Below are 18,886 nucleotides of genomic sequence, written 5' to 3' on the forward strand. Positions count from 1 at the left end.
CAGTCGCCGCCGCGCCCCGGGCAGACGCGCTCGGCGCTCGAATTGGTCGCGGCCGGCAACGTGATGGTCGAGGGGGAGTCGTTCACGGCACGGAGCGCCAGGCTGTCGTGGAGCGAGGCCAAGGACCTGCTCGTGTTCGAGGGGGATGGGCGCAGCGACGCCCAGCTCTACCGCCAGCTGCGCGTCGGCGCCCCCACGTCGAGCGCGTCGGCCGGCAAGATCCTCTACTGGCGCTCGCTCAACCGGGTCGACGTCGACGACGCCCGGTATCTCGATTTCGACCAGCTCGCGCCGGGCGGGGGCCTCGACCGGCTCCCGGGGCTGCCCGCCCCCGCCGCGGCGCGGCGCGGGACTCCACCGCGCTGACGCTCAGCCGATCCGGCGCGACTCGGCGTCGAGGGCCGTGACCAAAAACGCGATCGCGTCGGGGGCGACCGAGTCGTAGTACGCCGGCCCGTGGCCGCCGCCGACCCGGTCGAGAATCGCGACATGGGGGATGCCGAGGGCGGCGAGCTTCTCGTGGAGCCGGCTGGCGCCGTCGTGCCAGAGGCGGTCGGTGGGGTCGCTGGCGAACCACTGGTGCCGCGGCCAGTTGAGCGGGTGAACGTGGAGGATCGCCGTGTCCTGGCGGGCACGCTCGATCTCGCCGAACAACGGCCACAGCGACGCGAACAGGTCGCCGTCGGGGAGCCGGGCGATGTCGCGCATCGCGAGGTGAAAGTCGATCGCCGGGGAGATCGCCGCCGCCACCGGGAAGGTCGCCGGATGCCGGTAGGCCAGCCGCAGCGCCCCCTGACCCCCCATGCTCGTGCCGACCAGCGCGATCCCCGGTGGCCCCGCGCCGAACCGCCGGGCCGCTTCCGCCACCACCGCGCCGACGACGTGGCGTTCCGGCGAGACCGCGGTGTCGAACTCGGGGACGATCCGGTCGAGCCACCAGCTGCGCCCCGCGCGCGGGGCGAGCGCCCGCAGCCGCGCCCCCTCGAGGGCCGACCGCAGACCCGTCGACTCGCGCAGCGTCCGCTCGCGGACGCCGTGGAGGTAGATCACCGCCCGCCCCGGAACGGCACCGGGCGGATCGAACAGCTCGCAGGGGTGGCCGGCGACGTCGATCCAGCTCCAGTGCGGCCGGTCGGGGAGGGGCGGGACGGCCGTGGATGGAGGGGGCATGGGAGCGGCTGGCGGCGGGCTGGATCGCCGGGAACAGCCCCCGTTGTAGGCCGGCGGCGTTGCCGCGGCCATAATCGCAGCCCGAACCCGGACGCCACCACCACGATGCGCGTGCTCCTCAGCGCCGATGAACTCTCCGCCGGCATCGACCGGCTCGCGGCGGCGGTCCGCGCCGACGGCACCGGACCGCTGACCGTCATCGGCGTGCTCACCGGGAGCCTGATGGTGGTTGCCGACCTGATCCGGCGGCTCGACGGACCGGTGCGCGTGAGCATGGTGTGGGCGAGCAGCTACCGCGGCACCGACACGACTCCCGGCCGGCTCGATCTCAATCTCGACCTGCTTCCCGACCTCGGGGGGCAGGACGTGCTCGTCGTCGACGACATCTTCGACACCGGACGGACGCTCGAAGCCCTCGTCGCCGAGCTCGGACGGCGCGGCGCCGCGCGGGTGAGGTCGCTGGTGTTGTTGCGGAAGCTCGGCCGGTCGGAAGTGACGATCGAACCTGATTTCGTCGGCTTCGACATTCCCGACGTGTTCGTGGTCGGGTATGGTCTCGACTTCGACGGCGCGTGGCGGCACCTGTCGCACGTCGCGGCGCTCGAGTCCCCCGACATCGCTGCCGCGCGCCATGCCCCGCCCGAGCCCCCGGTCGATCCTCCTGCTGGTCCACGGGGCTGACCGATTCGGCACCGGCACGCAGGCGCTGCTCGCGGTCACGGCGCTCGTCGATGCCGGCTGGCGCGTGCGGGTGGCGCTGGCCGGCGGTCGTGGCGCGCTCGGCAGGGCGTTGCAGGATGCCGGCGGCGACGTCGTCGCGCTCTCGTCGCGCCCGCGGCCGGGGCTGGCACTGGCCGCTCCGCTTTCGCGGCTGCTCCGCGCCGAGCGCCCGCGGGGCGTGGTTTCCATGGGGCGGGCGATGTCGCGCGCCGCCGCGGCGGCCCTGGTGGTGGTGCCCGGGCCGGCGCTGGTCGCGCTGCTGGCCCGGTCCACGCTCGGTCTCGCCGACCGGCTGGCGGTATCACGGGCGGCGCGGGTGGTCGCCGCGACGCCGGCGGTCGCCGCGGCATGCCGGGCCGCCGGGGTCGATCCCGATCGGATCGACACCGTCGCCCCGGGGAGCATGCTGCCGGGACCGCGGCGGCGCGACCGGCGCGAGCTCGCCACCCGCCTCGGGCTCGATCCCGGCAGGTGCTGGACCGTGGCCGTCGCCCCCCTCGAGCCGGCGACCCACCTCACGCGGCTCGTGTGGGCGATCGACCAGCTTGGTGTCGTCCGCCGCGACCTCGACCACGTGCTCGTCGGCTCCGGGCCGCTGGCGCCGCGCCTCGCGCGGCGGGCCCACGTGCAACGGATCACCGACCGGTTCGCGGTCGTGCCGTGGTGCGGCGATGCCGACGACCTGCTCGCCGAGGCGGCGCTGGTCTGGCAGTCGGGCGACGTCGCGTACGGCGGGGCGCTGGTCGACGGACTGGCGCACGGCAAGCCCTTGGTCGCGGTCGACGGCCCGGCGGCCCGCGAGGCGATCGCCGACGGCGTCAACGGCCGGATCGTGCCGGCGCGGCCGGAGAGCGAGTTTCCGCGCCGGGCGTTCCAGATCCTCGAAGACGCGGCGCTCGAGTCGCGGTACGGGATGGCGTCGCGCACGCGGGCCGCGACGCTGTTCGATCCGGCGCGGGCGGCCGCCGGCTACGTGGCGGCCGTCGAGCGGGCGGTGGGATAGCGGACCGTGGACAAAGTGATCGGCCGCCGGATGCGGCCGAAGGCGACCCGGGAAACCCTCGGCGCTTCCCGCGAACGCCGGAGTGGACTGAATGAGCCGGCCGTCCCGCGGCCGGTTGGGGCCATGGATGGCTTTGTCCACGGACAGGGAGCGGGTCACGGCAGCTTGCCGCGGAGCTGGTAGATCCAGGTCAACGCGGTGTTCATCAGCTGCTCGCCGGCACCGAGCGCCGCCGGGGCGACCTGCGGATCGGCGCCGTAGCCCCCTTCCGCGGCCGCTTCGATCGTCGGGAAGTACTGGTGGTAGCCGTTGGCGTAGCCGCAGAAGAAGACCTGGTCGACCCGGGCCCGGTCGCGCAGCCGGATGGCGTGCTGGCAGAAGAACTCCCCCGACGCGCCGACCAGTGCGATCGACTCGTCGAGCACCGCGACGGTGAGGCGCGGCCGGATGCCGGCCGCGTATTCGGCGACGAATGCATTGACCAGCTCGGGGAAGAATGCCATCCCGTAGGCGGTCACGATCAGCGGGTTGCGGAAGTCGACGCGCGATTCGAAACCGAACCGCTCCTCGCGGACGACGAGCTTCGCCTCCGGGGAGGGTTTCGGCTCCAGTCCCTTGGCCAGCGCCACCGCCTGGCGGCCGAGCGCCTTGCCGAACGCCACGTGGTCGCCGTGGCCGCGCCGGTCGGTCGACAGGTCCCCCGAGGCCCCCTGCATGAACACCGCCTGCCCGCCCCATTCCTCGGCGACGGTCGCCCGCAGCGCGCCGACGTAGTCGGCCGAAAACTTCAGCGTCTCAGCCGGGATGCTCGTCGGGTGGGCGGCGAAGTTCACGAGCAAGGCCAGCGGCTTTCCCGTCTCGGCGTCGTCGCAGCGGAGGACGGCGAGCGTCCGGTCGACCGGGACGGGATCGATCTTCGAGTGGCGGTTGCGGTTGAAGCCTTCGAGCGTGGTGGCTCCGGTGGCGATTCGGGCCGGGCGGAGCGCGGCGTCGGCGGCGAGGATCGCCGCCACGATCCCCTCCTCGAGGTGCTTGCCGTAGCGGATCGCCGCCGCGAACTTCCCCCGTCCCTGCCCCGGCTCGTCGGCCAGTTCGACCACCGGGCCATGGTGCGTGTGGGAGCCGGCGATGATCGACGAGGTGATCCCCCCCTCGGCGCGGATCCGCTCCCGGATCCGCTCGAGCGAGGCCTCGGACGGGGCGCGGCCGACATCGAGGCCGACGATCGCGAGTTTCTCCTCGCCGGCCGCGATCACGATCGCGGTGGCGCGGAGCGGGTCGAGGGTGCCGATCGACAGCATGGCGTGCCGGTCGCCGTAGCCCCACATCGGCACCGGCTCGGTCGGGGTGATGTCGGCGCTGCCGGTGCCGACCCGCAACTCGGCGGCGGCGTTGGTGGCGACAAGCAAGACGCTGGCCAGGGCGAAAGCGATCCGCTGCATCGGATGGTCTCCCGGGGAACGGTCACTCTACAGGATCAGCTCCGCCGATCACGCGACAGCCTCACGGCCCCGTTCCCCGCGCGAGCAGGGCCGCGCCGGGCGTTGCGTCGCGGAGGTGACCCTCGTCGCAGACGAGCCGCCCAGCCTTGTAGACCTTCGCCGGCAGCGCGAACATCGCGGCCAGGTCGGCCTGCGGCCGGTAGAGCGCGATGTCGGCATCGGCACCGGCGCCGAGATGCCCCTTGTGGGCGAGCCCCGCGATCCGCGCCGGAGCGGCCCGGGTCACGATGCACAACTCCTGCAGCGAGTATTCCCGGTCGATCGTCGCCAGGGGCGAACGGCTGCGGACTTTCGGATGGATCCGCGCGAGGGCCTCACGGCGGAAGGCGGCGTCGCCGAGAAGCCGCATCAGGAGCGGGTAGGCGGTGAAGCTCGCGCCGTTGGGATGGTCGGTCGACAACGCCACGCGCCACGGATCGGCGACGGAGAGGAACCACTCCAGGCCGATCGCCCACTGCCAGGCGTTGACGAGGCTCGTCTCCCGGTAGCGGATCGGCAGCACGCCGCAGCCCCCGGAAAGGTGGCGGTCGTGCGACACCCAGGGCATGCCCGTCGTCCGCGCCAGGTGCGCCGCGGCCGCCGAATCGCCGGTCATCACCACCGTCGAGCCGAACAGCACCTGCCCGACGTCGAGCGTGATCCCGGGATGGGCGTCGAACCACTCGACGAGCGCGGCGACGCCGGAGCCGAACGAGCCCTCGTCGAGATCGCCGCCGGTGTAGCTGTGGAATTGGACGTGGGCGAGGTGGGCGGGGATACCGTCGAGCGTGCGCAGCGTCTCGAAGAGCGTCCGCCAGTTGCCGGGAAGGCCGAGGTTGGCGGTGTGGACGTGGAGCGGGTGGGGAAGGCCGACGTCCCGCACGGCGCGGGCGAGGCGCTCGAGGAGGTGGCGCGGCGACAGCGACGAACCGGGCAGCGTGGTGTCGAGGTCGTGCTCGTCGCCGCGGCGGCCGTGCTTCCAGAACACCGGCCCGCCCGGATTGGCGACCTTCACCCCCCAGCCGCGGCCGGCGGAGACCTTGGCCGCCACGAGCCGGCGCAGCTCACCATCGTCGCCACGGTCGAGCGCCGCGACGACGTCGGCATCGTCGGCCGCGAGGAGGTAGATGCCGCGGTCGAGGACGGGCATCTCGGCCAGCTCCCGGTGGGCCAGGCTCGCGGCGCCGGTCGCGATCGCGGCGTCGAAGACGGTGGTGTAGCCGAGCGCGGCGTAGAGGGCGCCGGTGGCGTGGATCGTCGGCACCGCCGCCGTTGCACCGGGTGCCGTCGGCGGCGTGAGCAGCCGGCCGGCGGCGACTTTCGGTCCGGCGACGTGGCTGTGGAGGTCGACGCCGCCGGGCATGACCACCAGGCCGGCGGCGTCGATGCGGCGCCACCCGGTTGGGTCAGCCGGCTGGGAGACGATCCGCCCCTCGTCGATCCACAGGTCGCCGACCTCGCCATCCCGGCCGTGGGCCGGGTCGTGGATCGTGCCGCCGGCGATCACGAAGCGCTCGCCGCTCATCGCCGCGCCTCCCGGAGCTTCGTCGCCAGGGCGGCGCCGAGTTGGCCGAGGACGCTCGTGAGACTCGCGCCTTCCCGAGCGGGATGCCGGCCGGGGATCGTGACCGCGACGCCATCGGCGCGGAGCCACTCGCCCGGGTCGTCGAGCGGGTCGGTGACCGGCACGAAGATCTCCCACCGGACGACCGGGTCCGGCGCGACGGTGACCACGGCGACGCGGTCGCCAGCGCGAGTGAGCGCCGCCGCGGCCTCCGGACGGGGACGGCCGACGACGAGGACGGCGTCGACCTCGCCCCGGTCGAGGAGCAGCGCTGCCGCCGCCTCGGCCGGGCGGAACCCGCCCCCCGCGCGGTCGGCGCGGGCGATCGCCCCGGGCCCGCCGTAGCGCCAGGTGAGGAGGGCGGCGGTCCCCGCTGCGCCTCCGCTGGCCGTGCCGACCCCGCCCGGCAGCGGCACTTCGAAGGCGGGGCGGCGCAGCGCCTCGGCGCGGACCCATTCGGCGACCGCCCAGGCGCCGACGCCGCCGTCGCTGCCCTCCGGCGCGCCGGTGACGATCCCCAGGCAGTCGGCACCACCGACGGCGGCGACGAGCGGAGCGAGTGCGTGCCCGAGCGCGTCGTCGGGGAGCGGCGCGACGGGGCCACGGGCCAGGGCCGTGAGCCGGCGCAGCGCCGCCACACGCTCGTGGGGCTCCAGCGCGACCGCGACGTGGCCGGCCGGCAGCCCGCGAGCCGGGGACCGACCGACGTGGAACACCCGTGCCCGCGGCGGCAGGAAGCGCTCGAAGAAGCGCGGATGCGTCGCCGGGGGATCGCAGCCCCAGACGACGACGACGTCGGCGCGGGAACGCAGGTCGTCGAAGTCGGCCGTCACCGCGCCGCTCCGCGCGACCGTCGGGCCGGAGCGCAGCGCCATCGCCGGATCACCGCCGTCGATCGCCGCGACGAGCTGCTCCGCGATGTCGGCGGCCCGTGCGGCCGCGTCGAGCGACACCTCGCCGAGACCGGTCACGAGCACGCGCCGCGCCGTGGACAGCACCGTGGCGGCGGCTCCGAGCGCCGCTGACGCTTCGAGCGGGGGGCCGTGATCGAGAGGCCGTGCGACACCGCCGGGAGACGCGGTCAGCATCCGCCGGCCATGGTCGCAGGCGCGCACGGCCGCCGGCAGGTCGATGTCGGCGCAGAGGAGCGGGCAGGCGGTGCACACCGCACCGCCTGCCCGCGTCCCGCTGGCCGTCTGATCGCTCACGACTTCTTCGGCACCACCCAGATGTTGCGGTAGCGGACGGGGTTGCCGTGGTCCTGGAGGAACAGCGGACCCGCCCCCTTGCCGTTGCCCGGACCGCCGGGGGTGATCTTGGGGATCGCGATGTTGTCGTGGATCACCACGCCGTTGTGCTTGACGGTCATCCGCGCCGGCTGCGTCTGCGTGTCGCCCTGGAACTTCGGCGCGGTGAAGTCGATGTCGTACGTCTGCCACTGCAGCGGCGGCAGGCACATGTTCACCGCCGGGGCCGCCACCGAGTAGACGCCTCCGCACTCGTTGTTCTCACCGGTCAGGCCGAAGCTGTCGAGGACCTGCACCTCGTAGGCTCCCTGGACGTAGACGCCGCTGTTGGCCCGCCCCTGGCCACGGTCCTTCGGCTGGTAGGGGAGGAGGAACTCGACGTGCAATGTGGCGTCGCCGAACGAATCCTTCGTGGTCGTGCCCTCCATCAACAGGCCGTCGGGTGACAGCCGTCCGTTGACGAACTTGTCGGTGTTCTTGCCGTCGAACAGCACGACCGCGCCGGCCGGCGGGGCGGCGCCGAGCGAGGGGCTCTTGCGCGCCTTCTTGGCGAGCTTGGCGGCTGCCTTGCCGTCGGGGCCGAGAACGGCGATCTCACCGCCGCGGATCTCCGACTTGTAGGTCTCGCCGCCGTCGTCGCGGACCTCGATCTTGACCACCGCGTCGGCGCCGGTCCCCGAGCGCGTGCCGGTGCCGAGGACGCGCGTCGGCGGCTGCCAGCCGTCGCCGGGGAGGCCGCCCGGGTAGGCGACGACGTCGAACTTGCCGTCGCCGAGGGCGACGACGTGGACGCCGATCCGCATCGGGCTGCCGTCGATCGGCACCTCGCCGACGTATTCGCCTTGGAAGGCGAAGTCATCGTCGGTCTTGGTCGCATCGGTGTAGGCCGGGTTTGCGGCCCGGGCGGCGGATCCGAGGGCGAGCGACAGGGCCACGGCCCACAGCCCACGGCGCAGGCGAACGTCGTTCATGACGGAGGTCTCCGGAAGGGGAAATGACGAGGGACGCAGTATGGCGCCCGCCCGTTCTTCTCCGCAAATCGCCCGCCGGCCGCTCAGGCCCGCGACGCCTCCGGCCGCGCGAACACCAGCCGCCCGGCCGTGGTCTGCAGCGTGCTGGTCACGCTCACCGGCACGGTGCGCCCGATCTGATCGCGGCTTCCCTCGACGACCACCATCGTGCCGTCCTCGAGGTAGCCGACGGCCTGCCCAGCCTCCTCCCCCGGCTTCACGAGCCGGACGTGGAACGAGTCGCCGGGGACGTAGGTCGGCTTGAGGGCCATGGCGACGTCGTTGACGTTGATCGCCTGGACGCTCCGCAGGGCGGCGATCTTCACGAGGTTCGGGTCGTTGGTGATGATCCGGCCGCCGAGCCGCCGGGCCATGGCCACGGCACGGGCGTCGTCGGAACCCTCGGCGGCAACCTCGTTGTCCGGTGTCAGCACCTCGACGTCGATCGATTCGCGGGCCCGGAGCCGGGTGAGGATGTCGAGGCCGCGGCGGCCACGGAGCCGGCGCTGCTTGTCGGTGCTCTCGGCGGCATTCTGGAGCTCGTCGACCACGAACGACGGGACGACGAACCGGCTCTCGAACACCCCCGCCTCGGCGAGGTCGGCGATCCGCCCGTCGATGATCGCGGTGGCGTCGAGGAGGTTGGGGCGCATTCCCTGGACGTCGCGGGCGAATTCCACGTAGGGGATGAGGAACCGGAAGTCGTTGCGCGTCTGGAGGAGCAGGCTGACGCATGAGTAGCAGAGGATCATCCCGAGGATCAGCGGCAGCCAATCGACGATCGGCCAGCGGTTGGGGCCCGTGGGGAGGATCGGCGTCAGCGCGAGGATCGCGACGTAGGTGAGGAAGATCCCCACCAGCATCCCGAAGTAGACCGCCGTGATCACGGTCAGGTCTTTGCGCTTGATCCAGGTGTCGAGGCCGATGACCGCGGCGGGAATGGCGATCATCGCCAGGAGGACTGCGAACGGGACCCAGGACGGGTAGTTGCGAATCCCCTCGGAACCGAACATCAAGACTGCGATCCCCAGCGACACCATGACGAACAGGCCGCGCAGGATGATCAGGGCCATGGCACTTCCGTCGGTCGCGGAGGGCGAGATGCAGACTACCGGGGCCACAATCCTACCATCGCCCTGCCCCCTCTGAAGGGCCCGACGCTGGTTTCATGGTCCCGCGTTGGCGGCACTGTCGCGCCGGCCTCAGGCCTTCACGCAGCGGGCGGCATGGTCGCGTTCGAGAAAGCGGTCGGTCATTCCCGCGATGTAGTCCCCGACCGAACGCCGGCGGCCATGGTCGGCGACACGGGAGTGGAAGCCGGACGGGAGGCCGTCGGGGTGGTCGACGTACCAGGCGAACAGCTCCCCGAGCTTCCGCTGCGCCGGCCGCCGCACCGCCATCACCCGCTCGCTGCGGTAGACACGCTCGAAAAGGAACCGCTCCAGCTCCCGTTTGCCGGCGACGAGCTCGGCGGAGTGGACGACCAGCCGCCCCGGGTGGGCGCGGACGGCGGCCACGGAATCGATCCGCGCCCGGTCGATCGCCGCGCGGGAGTTGGCGAGCAGGTCGGACACCTGCCATTCGATCAACTCGTGGAGCACCGTCGGCCGGAGATCGGCAGCGGGCAGCGTGCCGAGCCGGTCGTGGACGCGTGCCGCCGCTGTCGCCACCAACGGCAGGTCGAGCAGCTCGCCGAGGCGGACGAGGCCCAGTTCCACCGCGTCGTCGGCGTCGTGGGTGTCGTAGGCGACCGAGTCGGCGGCATCGACGACCTGGGCCTCGAGCAGCGGCGCGGCGCCCGACGGCCGGGAGATCCGCGCCCGCTGCGAATCGATCACCTCGCGCGACAGGTTGAGGCCAGGGAAGCCCGGGTAACGGTGCTCGAGCAATTCGACGATCCGCAGCGCCTGGGCGTTGTGGTTGAAGCCGCCGTCGGCCGCGAGCAGCTCGTCGAGCGTGTCCTCGCCGGCGTGGCCGAGCGGGGGATGACCGATGTCGTGGGCCAGGGCGAGTGTCTCGACGAGGTCTTCGTTGAGCGCCAGGCCACGGGCCAGCGTCCGCGCGATGCCGGTCACCTCGAGAGTGTGGGTCAGGCGGCTGCGGTGATAGTCGCCGAGATACCCGGTGAAGACCTGCGTCTTGTGGGCCAGACGGCGGAACGCGGCCGAATGCACGACGCGATCGCGGTCGCGCTGGTAGGGGCTGCGGAAGGGATGGGCAGGCTCGGGATGGACGCGCCCCGCCGAGTCAGCCGCGCGCATCGCCCAGGGGGCGAGGAGCAGCGCCTCGCGGGCCTGCCAATCGGCGGGGGGCGGAGAGGGCGGCGGGTGCGTCATGGCGTCAGGGGGGCGTCTCGGCGGCGGCGGTGGCGAGCTGCTCCCACAGCGCGTCGAGCGCCTGCGAGATCACCCGGACCTCGGCCAGCGCGGGCATGAAATTGACGTCTCCCTGCCAGCGCGGCAGGAGGTGCCAGTGGAGATGCCCCGGCACCCCCGCGCCGGCGACGGCGCCGAGATTCAAGCCGACGTTGAAACCCTGCGCGTGGAGCGACCGCTCGAGGAGCCCGATCCACCGCGCCAGCTGCCGCTGGAGGTCGAGGAGGACGTCGTCGGCAAGCGCCCCGAGCGTGGCGCGGTGGTCGAGGGGGGCCAGCAGCAGGTGGCCGCCACCGTAGGGATACCGGTTGACGATCACGAGGCCCCGCGCCGTCCGCTCGACGACGCCGAGGGCCCGGTCGTGACGGCCGTCCGTCGCGGCGGCACGGCACAGGAAGCAACGCTCGTCGGCACCGGACCGCCACGCCGTCGGCATCGGCTCCGCGGCGGTCTCGGTCGCCGTTCCCTGGAGGTACCCCATCCGCCACGGTGCCCAGAGCCTGTCCATCGTCGCGTGCCTCGTGCCAAGCGCCGGCGGCGGAGACCGCAGGCAACCACGAGTCCGGGTTGTACCGTCCCGTCGGGGCCGACGGCCAATGGCGGTGGCCGGTGCCCGCCGGCATTGACACGTGCCGGGGCATCTCGGCAAATGACCCGTGGCCGGCTGTTCGCCGGTCGCCCCCGGTCGGAAACGGGGCCTGGCCATCGCGTGGCGGTGGCACGTGATCGGGTCGGCGGTGGCCGGCGCGGGAGGCCGTCGTGGAGTTCAAGGTCGCCCTCGACGTCTTCTCCGGCCCTCTCGACCTCCTGCTGCACCTGGTCAAGAGGCACGAGGTCGACATCACCACCGTCCCGATCGCACGGATCGCCGAGGAGTTCGTCGCCTACCTCGAACCCCTCGAGGTCCTCGCCATCGACCAGGTGGGGGAGTTCGTCGACCTGGCCAGCGTGCTCGTCGAGATCAAGGCCCGGGCCCTCGTGCCCCGTCCGGAGGAGCAGGCCGAGGAGCCGGTCGAGACGGTACGCGAGGATCTCGTCCGCCGGTTGCTCGAATACAAGCAATTCCGCGACGCCGCGGTGATGCTCGAGGACCGGGCCCGACACTGGGAGCTGCGCTTTCCCCGTCAGGCAGGCCAGGAACCGGTCGCCGGCGGCCAGCCGCCACCGGTCACGATCGGCGACGTCCAGGTGTGGGATCTGGTCGGGGCCCTGGGGCGCGTGCTGCGGCGCGGCGAGGCGCGGAAGCCGCGCCGCATCGTCCACGACGACACCCCGATCGAGGTCCATATCGAACGGGTCGAGGCGGCCGTCGCCGAGCGGGGAACGGTGGCCTTCACGTCGCTGTTCGAGGTGCCGGCCGGTGCCGAGGAGATGCCGCGCTCGCGCGTCGTGGGTATCTTTCTGGCCGTCCTGGAGCTCGTCCGCCGCGGCCGGCTCGTGACCCGGCAGGAGCGGCTGTTCGACGAGATCTGGCTGGCGGCGGCGAACCGGCCCCCGGCCCCCCTGGAAGTGACCGCATGATCGACAACGCGCCGCTGCGGACCCTCGTCCACAAGGGGCTCACGATCGAGGGCTACTCGCGGGCGGCCGTGCAGAGCTACTGGCGTGTCCCGGAGCTGAAGCTCGGCTTCGACCTCGGGGGGCAGCCGTGGAGCTTCATGGCGACCGGCACCTGGTTCCTCACCCACACCCACCTCGACCACGTCGCGGCGCTGCCGGTGTACGTCGCCCGCCGGCGGATGATGAAGATGGAGCCGCCGACGATCTACGTGCCCGAGGAGTCGGTCGAACCGATCGAGAAGCTGCTCCGCGCCGTCTCCCGCCTCGACCGCGGCACGCTCCCCTGCACGCTCCTCGCCGCCCGCCCGGGTGACGAGATCGAGCTGTCGCGCGAGCATGTCGTCACGGTGTCGGCCACCTGCCATACGCTGCCGAGCGTCGGCTACGTCGTCTGGGAACGGCGGCGCAAGCTCAAGCCGGAGTACCACGGTCTGCCCGGCGAGCGGATCCGCGACCTCCGCCTCTCGGGTACCGAGGTCACGCAGGAGATGCGCACGCCGCTGGTGGCCTACCTCGGCGACAGCACCGCCGAGGGGCTCGACCGCTGCCCGGCGATGTATGAGGCGATGGTCCTGATCACCGAGCTGACGTTCGTCGCCCATGCCCACCGCAAGGACAAGATTCGCAAATTCGGCCACATGCACCTCGACGACTTCCTCGCCCGTCGAGAGCGGTTCCGCAACGAGGTGATCATCGCCACGCACTTTTCGACGCGCTACACCGACCAGCGCGTCCGCCGGATCCTCGACCGCCGCCTGCCCGGCATGCTCGACGGCCGATTCCACGTCTGGCTGTGAGGGCGGGCGTGCCACCGGCGACTCGTCCCGCGGCCCCCCTCCGGCCGCCCGGCCCAATGCGGCGCGCCGGTTCCGGGCACCGGGGAGCGATGACGGGCGGCTGCGGGTGCGGTCGCCGCCGGCTTGTGGCACGATGCCGTGATGACCCCGCCGGTCCAACCCCGTCACGCCTACGTCCACGTCCCGTTCTGCCGCCACCGCTGCGGGTATTGCGACTTCGCGCTGGTCACCGGCCGCGACGATCTCGTCGACCGCTACCTCACGGCGCTCGACCGGGAGCTGTCGCGGCTCGACGCGCCGCTCGCGCTCGACACGCTCTATCTCGGCGGCGGGACTCCGTCGCACCTCGGGCCCGACGGCCTGCGCCGGCTGTTCGCGATCCTCACGCCCTGGCTCGTGGCCGGAGCCGGGGCGGAAGTCACCGTCGAAGCCAATCCCCGCGACGTCAGCGGCGGCTTCGTCGCGGCCGTGCGCGACTGCGGCGTGAATCGGGTGAGCCTCGGGGCACAGAGCCTCGCCGCCGAGACGCTCCAGATCCTCGACCGTGACCACGCCCCCGACGACGTCCGCGACGCCGTCCGCCTGCTCCACGACGCCGGGATGGCGGTCAACGTCGACCTGTTGATCGCGGCACCAGGGCAGTCGCTGGCGGCGGTCGACGCAGATCTCGGGGCGGTCGTGAATCTTGGCTGCCGGCACGTGTCGGTCTACTGCCTGACGTGGGAGCAGGGGACGGCCTTCGAGTCGCGGCGGCGCAAGGGACTGCTCGCCCCCGTCGACGAGGCGCTCGAGCGCGCGATGTTCGAGCGGGCGATCGACCGGCTCGTCGCGGCGGGATACGAGCACTACGAGGTCAGCAATTTCGCCCGGCCCGGCCACCGCTGCCGCCACAACGAGGCCTACTGGGATTGCCGGCCAGGGGAGGCCTTCGGGCCGTCGGCGGCCCGGTTCGACGGCCGGACACGGACCACCAACCACCGCAGCGTGACGACCTGGATCACGCGCGTGCTCGCCGGGCACGACGCCACCGGCGACGTCGACGCGATGACCGCCGAGGAGGCGGCCCGCGAGCGGATCGTCGTCGGCCTCAGGCGCCGGGATGGGCTCGATCGGATGGCGTTCGAGACGGCGAGCGGCTTCTCGCTCGATGCCCTCGCAGGCGGGGTGGTCGGCCGGTGGCTCGACCGAGGGTGGGTGACCGACGACGGTCGCCATGTCCGGCTCACCCGGCCGGGCTTGCTCGTGTCGGACGGCCTGTGGGGGGAGGTATTACGGGGGGAGGCGGGCTCGCCCGGCTGAATCGCAGGTCGACGGGGGTTTTTCGCCGGCGCCCGAGCGTCGCTTGTCCCCTTCCCTGACCACTGGTATCCTCCAAACCCGCGTTTTCGGCATTCCATCTGCTTTGGGAGTGCCATCCCGGGGGCCCATGCCCCCGCGGCCCGCCCTTCGAGGCGCCGTGCCGGCGATCGATCCCTTTTTCCCAACGATGGCGACGGTTTCCGATGAAGACCTACATGGCCAAGCCGGGTGAGGTCGAGCAGCGCTGGTGGCTGGTCGACGCCTCCGGAAAGATGGTCGGCCGGCTGGCCAGCGATGTCGCGATGGTGCTGATGGGCAAGCACCGCCCCACCTACACGCCGCACATCGACACGGGTGATTACGTCGTCGTCATCAACGCCGAAAAGATCGAGATGAGCGGCAAGAAGTGGCAGCAAAAGCTCTACAAGTGGTACACGGGTTACCAGGGGCTGCGCTCCGAGACGGCCGAGCACCGCCGCGACCGGCGCCCGGAATTGATCGTCGAGGAAGCGGTGCGGCGGATGCTGCCCAAGACCCGGCTCGGCCGGGGAATGCTCGACAAACTGAAGGTCTACGCCGGACCCGACCATCCCCATCAGGCGCAGGGCCCGGTGGCGATGGAAGCCGGCGTGAAGTGAGCCGAGGACCGTACCGGATCGACGTCGCGGACGGCGATCACAGCGAGCGACTCGAACAGGGGTGAAGGGCGATGGCCGAGGAACAGCGGGTGCGGACGGTGCGGTCGGGTGACACGGTCCTGGCGACGGGGCGGCGGAAGACGGCCGTGGCCCGTGTGCGGCTCCGTCCAGGGGCGGGCACGATCATCGTCAACGGCCGAGCACTCGATGCCTACTTCCCCGCGGTCAAGGACCGGGTCCTCGTCAGCGGAGCCCTGGAGACGGTGGGGCGCCAAGCGGCGGTCGACATCGCCATCCAGGTGGACGGCGGCGGGCCGGCCGGCCAAGCCGGCGCCTGCCGGTTGGGGATCGCCCGGGCCCTCAAGTCGCTCGACGGCGAACTGGCCGAACCGCTTCGCCAGGGCGGCCTCCTCACCCGCGACGGGCGGATGAAGGAGCGAAAAAAGTACGGCCTGCGCGGTGCCCGACGCGGCACGCAGTTTTCGAAGCGCTGATCGCCCGACCAGATCCGTTTCGGCGTGGACGGCCTTCGGTGTGGTCCTTGGCCCTGGAGCGAGCCGCTCGCGCGGTCCCGCCGAGGTGGCGGTGCGGGGGCCGGTGCGACGCTACGACCCGCCGATCCGTCATGGCCGGCGGATCAGGAAGGCCGGGAGATTTCCCGGGCGCACCAACCGAAGGCATACTTGGGGACCGAAGGCATACTTGGGGACGTCGCCTACGGCCCGTCCATGAGAACGGCCGGCGGCGGGGATCGTCCGTCTCCTCCTCGAGGGAGTGTCTGCGATGTCCACGCGTGATCCGTTCCGTCAGCTGGCGCTCGGCGTGGCTTTGGTCGCCGGCGCGGCGGGACTGCTTCCCGCCGACGCGCGGGAGCCGGTGCGGGGACCCCGGGCCGCCCGGACGCCCCGGATGGCAGTCGCCCCCGAAGACGGCGGCACGGTGCTCGAGGCGGAAGCCAAGGGGCTCATCAAACTCACCTACATTCCCAACGACGCCCGCTCGGCTCAGGTGATCGTGCAAAACACCTCCGGCAAGCCGCTGTCGCTCCGTCTTCCCGATGCCTTCGTCGGCGTCCCGGTCCTCGCCCAGATGGGGATGGGGGGCGGCGGCATGGGGATGGGGGGCATGGGGGGCGGCGGCAGGGGTGGTGGGGGAGGCTTCCAGACCGGTGGAGGCGGTGGCATGGGTGGCATGGGTGGCATGGGTGGCATGGGCGGCATGGGCGGAGGAATGGGGGGCGTTGTCGCGCCCGGTGGCCCCTTCTCGGTGCCCCCTGAGAAAACCCGGGTCGTCCGTGTCGCGACCGTCTGCCTGGAATACGGCAAGCACGACCCGATGCCTCGGATCCCGTACCGCATGCAGGAGCTCGACACCTTCTCGACCGACCCGAAGCTGGCCGCGGTCCTCGAGGCGCTCGGCCGCGGAGCGATCAGCCAGAAGGTGGCCCAGGCGGCGGCCTGGCATCTGTCGAGCGGCCTGTCGTGGGAGCAGCTCGCCGCGGAAAAGATCGACCACGTCGGCGTGCCCGACGAGGCCTACTTCCATCCCGCCGAGCTGCGGGCTGCCCATCAGCTCGTCGAGCAGGTCACGCGGACCACGGCGCCGGCCGTCGAGACTTCTTCGAGCGGCGCGTAACCGTCATTCGTCGCCGGTGACTTCGCCACCGGCACGCGAGCCGAGCGCCCGCCAGGTCGTGGGCGCGATCTCGTTGGCGATGCTCCGCACCGAGCCATCGAGGAACAGGCTGGCGACCGTGCCCGGATGGTGGCTGCGCGAGGGGATGACGGCAAACGTCGGTTCGGTCGCGCTTCGGCCCTCGCGTGAGCTCGTTACCGAGATGTCGTAGGTCGTGCCGCCGTTGACGTGGGAAATCACCGTGTTCGGCGGGAACGTGGTGGTGAATCCGTTGTGGATCGCGCGACCGCAGACCCACTCGGTGTGGCCGTTGGTGGCCGACCATGATCCGCCCGACGTGAACACCGCCGCCGGCGTGGAGGGAGGCTCGTGTGGGGGTGTCGAGCAGTCGTGGTAGCGGGGGGTAAACGCCTTCACCTCGGACATCGCGAGCGTCTTGCTGAGGCCGTCGGGAACCGCCGCGGCACGGAACTTGGCGTCCGGGGCGAATGCGGCACCGCCGTCGGCCTTCGCGACCGGATCATGGACGAGGAAGTGCCCGACGCTGAGGGCGTAGTTGAGCGGATAGTGCTCCGGAGTCCCGTCGCTCGCCAGCCGCGCCTGGTTCTTCGGCTCGGACGGGCACATCAGCACGTCGACGCGCGTCGATGCGAGGATGAACGGCATCTTCGGTGGGCGGTGAGCGGCGTCGTGATAGCCCTTGGAAAAGTCGATCGCGCGGTAGACCGAGTCTCCCTCGAGGTAGGGCAGCATCAGTGCCTGACCGGACCAAGGCTGTCCCGTCGTGCCGCCGACTCGCGAACCGGCCAAGTCACTTGACGGGGGGAGGTGTCCACGGGCGGTGAGGTGGTTGTGGAGCGCCACGCCGAGTTGCTTCAGGTTGTTGTGGCACGATACCCGTCGGGCCGCTTCGCGGGCCCCCTGAATGGCGGGAAGCAGCAGGCCAACCAAGGTGCCGATGATCGCGATGACCACCAGCAACTCGACGAGTGTGAATCCGCATCTCGACTTGATCAGCACTGAATCGCCTCACCTGAGATATTGAGACTCAATCTCGATCAATCGTAGCCGTGTCTGGGCCTTCGTCAAGCACAGCCCCGAGGCGAGACTGGTTCGCGAAATCGCTCCACGGGCCCGGCGAGGGAGACTGCCGTGCGTCTCCGCGCCCGGCGGCGCCCCCCAGGCGTTGGCGTGTCCGCCGGCCGCGGTGTGCGGGGTCGCAGACGCCGCCGGTTCCGGACCGGAGCAGAGCCGACGAAAACCCTCCGCGGTCGACTGCCGTAGGACTAGCCGCCTCGGCATGGATCCGTCCCCTACACAACCGCCCTGTCGGCAGTACAACTGGCGTGCCGGGTAAATCTGGGGCGTGGTGCCGAACACCGGCTGAGCATTGAACCACAGCGGCGGGGAATGGCTCCTATGGCGACATCGCGAGAGATCGACGGTCGGGCCCGAGCCGGAGCAGGGGGGCCCGCCGCCCGGAGCGGCGACGGCGAAACGATCGTCGAGACGCGCAACCTCTCGAAGACGTACCGCGATTTCTGGGGCCGCAGCAAGAAGGTGGCCCTCAAACCGCTCGATCTGAAGATCCAGCGCGGCGAGATCTTCGGACTGCTCGGCCCCAACGGCTCGGGCAAGACGACGACCATGAAGCTGCTGCTGGGGCTGATCTTCCCCACCTCGGGCGACGCGTTCATCTTCGGCCGCGAGGCCAGCGACGTCGGCAAGAACGAGCGGATCGGCTACCTGCCGGAGGAGTCGTATCTTTACAAGTTCCTCGATGCCGAGGAGACGCTCGATTTCTACGGCCGGCTGTTCGACATGTCGCCGGCGCAGCGCAAGCAGCGGGCCGACGTGCTCATCGAAATGGTCGGTCTCGGACGCGACAAGAAACGGCAGCTGCGCGAGTATTCCAAGGGCATGACGCGCCGCATCGGCGTCGCCCAGGCGCTGATCAACGACCCCGAGCTGGTGCTGCTCGACGAGCCCACCAGCGGCCTCGATCCGATCGGCACGCGGGAGATGAAGGACCTGATCATCGACCTCAAGAAACGGGGCAAGACGGTGATCATGAGCTCCCACCTGCTGGCCGACGTCGAGGACGTGTGCGACCGGATCGCCGTCCTCCACCAGGGCGAGCTGAAGGAGCTCGGCCGGGTCGAGGACATGCTCCGCGTGACCGACGTGACCCAGATCCGTGCCAAAGGACTGCCGCCGCAGGCCACCGAGGAGATCCGGGCGGTCCTGCGGCGCCACGGGGTCGAGGATGCCGAGATCGGCAACCCGATGACCACGCTCGAGGATCTGTTCCTCGAGGTCGTGCGCGACACCGAGGCCCGGCCCGGCCGGCGTGCGAAGCAGTGACGCCCCCGCCTCCCGAGACGGGG

18 protein-coding genes are annotated in these 18,886 nt (G+C 71.7%); 9 read left to right on the forward strand and 9 right to left on the reverse strand.

Going from position 1 to position 18,886, the window contains the following annotated elements:
- Positions 1-369: 369 nt before the first annotated feature.
- The gene (locus FJ309_12540) at positions 370-1,242 is read right to left on the reverse strand and encodes an esterase (protein MBM3955425.1); all 873 of its coding nucleotides are present in this window, start codon (positions 1,240-1,242) and stop codon (positions 370-372) included.
- A 33-nt stretch (positions 1,243-1,275) separates the two neighbouring features.
- Here FJ309_12540 and FJ309_12545 point away from each other — a divergent pair, with 33 nt between their 5' ends.
- Positions 1,276-1,851 (forward strand): hypoxanthine phosphoribosyltransferase, encoded by a 576-nt coding sequence (locus tag FJ309_12545; GenBank protein MBM3955426.1) that lies wholly within the window; start codon positions 1,276-1,278, stop codon positions 1,849-1,851.
- Positions 1,802-2,893, forward strand: coding sequence for a glycosyltransferase (locus FJ309_12550; GenBank protein ID MBM3955427.1), 1,092 nt, complete (start codon positions 1,802-1,804; stop codon positions 2,891-2,893). Before FJ309_12545 ends, FJ309_12550 begins: the two co-directional genes overlap by 50 nt.
- Before the next feature lie 155 nt (positions 2,894-3,048).
- On the opposite strand, the gene FJ309_12555 is transcribed toward FJ309_12550, so the two are convergent.
- From FJ309_12555 to FJ309_12585, 7 genes are all read right to left on the reverse strand, one after another.
- Complete coding sequence (locus tag FJ309_12555) at positions 3,049-4,335, reverse strand: hypothetical protein (GenBank protein ID MBM3955428.1); 1,287 nt, start codon at positions 4,333-4,335, stop codon at positions 3,049-3,051.
- A gap of 61 nt (positions 4,336-4,396) precedes the next feature.
- On the reverse strand, positions 4,397-5,899 hold the full coding sequence (locus tag FJ309_12560; GenBank protein MBM3955429.1) for a formylmethanofuran dehydrogenase subunit A: 1,503 nt from the start codon (positions 5,897-5,899) through the stop codon (positions 4,397-4,399).
- On the reverse strand, positions 5,896-7,146 hold the full coding sequence (locus FJ309_12565; GenBank protein MBM3955430.1) for a hypothetical protein: 1,251 nt from the start codon (positions 7,144-7,146) through the stop codon (positions 5,896-5,898). The genes FJ309_12560 and FJ309_12565 overlap by 4 nt, the downstream gene beginning before the upstream one ends.
- Positions 7,143-8,156 carry a DUF1080 domain-containing protein gene (locus FJ309_12570; GenBank protein ID MBM3955431.1) on the reverse strand — a complete coding sequence of 338 codons (1,014 nt, stop codon included), beginning with the start codon at positions 8,154-8,156 and terminating at the stop codon, positions 7,143-7,145. Before FJ309_12570 ends, FJ309_12565 begins: the two co-directional genes overlap by 4 nt.
- 83 nt (positions 8,157-8,239) lie before the next feature.
- Positions 8,240-9,268, reverse strand: a complete 1,029-nt coding sequence (locus tag FJ309_12575) for a PIN/TRAM domain-containing protein (protein ID MBM3955432.1) — start codon at positions 9,266-9,268, stop codon at positions 8,240-8,242.
- A gap of 129 nt (positions 9,269-9,397) precedes the next feature.
- A complete protein-coding gene (gene dgt / locus FJ309_12580) occupies positions 9,398-10,531 on the reverse strand; it encodes a dNTP triphosphohydrolase (protein ID MBM3955433.1) in 1,134 nt (377 codons plus the stop codon).
- 4 nt (positions 10,532-10,535) lie between these two features.
- Complete coding sequence (locus FJ309_12585; protein ID MBM3955434.1) at positions 10,536-11,078, reverse strand: HIT domain-containing protein; 543 nt, start codon at positions 11,076-11,078, stop codon at positions 10,536-10,538.
- A gap of 251 nt (positions 11,079-11,329) precedes the next feature.
- Between FJ309_12585 and FJ309_12590 the strand changes: the two genes are divergently transcribed.
- The 6 genes from FJ309_12590 to FJ309_12615 all read left to right on the forward strand — a co-directional run bounded on the left by FJ309_12590 (position 11,330) and on the right by FJ309_12615 (position 16,499).
- Positions 11,330-12,091 carry a chromosome segregation protein ScpA gene (locus tag FJ309_12590; protein MBM3955435.1) on the forward strand — a complete coding sequence of 254 codons (762 nt, stop codon included), beginning with the start codon at positions 11,330-11,332 and terminating at the stop codon, positions 12,089-12,091.
- Positions 12,088-12,927: a metal-dependent hydrolase gene (locus FJ309_12595; GenBank protein ID MBM3955436.1), complete on the forward strand. Its 840-nt coding sequence runs from the start codon at positions 12,088-12,090 to the stop codon at positions 12,925-12,927. Before FJ309_12590 ends, FJ309_12595 begins: the two co-directional genes overlap by 4 nt.
- A 141-nt stretch (positions 12,928-13,068) precedes the next feature.
- The gene (gene hemW / locus FJ309_12600; protein MBM3955437.1) at positions 13,069-14,226 is read left to right on the forward strand and encodes a radical SAM family heme chaperone HemW; all 1,158 of its coding nucleotides are present in this window, start codon (positions 13,069-13,071) and stop codon (positions 14,224-14,226) included.
- Positions 14,227-14,441: 215 nt separating this feature from the next.
- Entirely contained in the window at positions 14,442-14,864 is a 423-nt protein-coding gene (rplM, locus tag FJ309_12605; protein MBM3955438.1) for a 50S ribosomal protein L13, read from the forward strand.
- Between the two features lie 71 nt (positions 14,865-14,935).
- On the forward strand, positions 14,936-15,358 hold the full coding sequence (rpsI, locus tag FJ309_12610; GenBank protein ID MBM3955439.1) for a 30S ribosomal protein S9: 423 nt from the start codon (positions 14,936-14,938) through the stop codon (positions 15,356-15,358).
- A gap of 289 nt (positions 15,359-15,647) precedes the next feature.
- Complete coding sequence (locus FJ309_12615; protein ID MBM3955440.1) at positions 15,648-16,499, forward strand: hypothetical protein; 852 nt, start codon at positions 15,648-15,650, stop codon at positions 16,497-16,499.
- Between the two features lie 3 nt (positions 16,500-16,502).
- Here FJ309_12615 and FJ309_12620 read toward each other — a convergent pair whose 3' ends face one another.
- Positions 16,503-17,519: a DUF1559 domain-containing protein gene (locus FJ309_12620; protein ID MBM3955441.1), complete on the reverse strand. Its 1,017-nt coding sequence runs from the start codon at positions 17,517-17,519 to the stop codon at positions 16,503-16,505.
- A gap of 399 nt (positions 17,520-17,918) precedes the next feature.
- Here FJ309_12620 and FJ309_12625 point away from each other — a divergent pair, with 399 nt between their 5' ends.
- Positions 17,919-18,863 carry an ABC transporter ATP-binding protein gene (locus FJ309_12625; GenBank protein ID MBM3955442.1) on the forward strand — a complete coding sequence of 315 codons (945 nt, stop codon included), beginning with the start codon at positions 17,919-17,921 and terminating at the stop codon, positions 18,861-18,863.
- Positions 18,864-18,886 lie beyond the last annotated feature (23 nt).

This window comes from Planctomycetota bacterium (assembly GCA_016872555.1).
In the GTDB taxonomy this organism is placed as follows: Bacteria; Planctomycetota; Planctomycetia; order Pirellulales; family UBA1268; genus F1-20-MAGs016.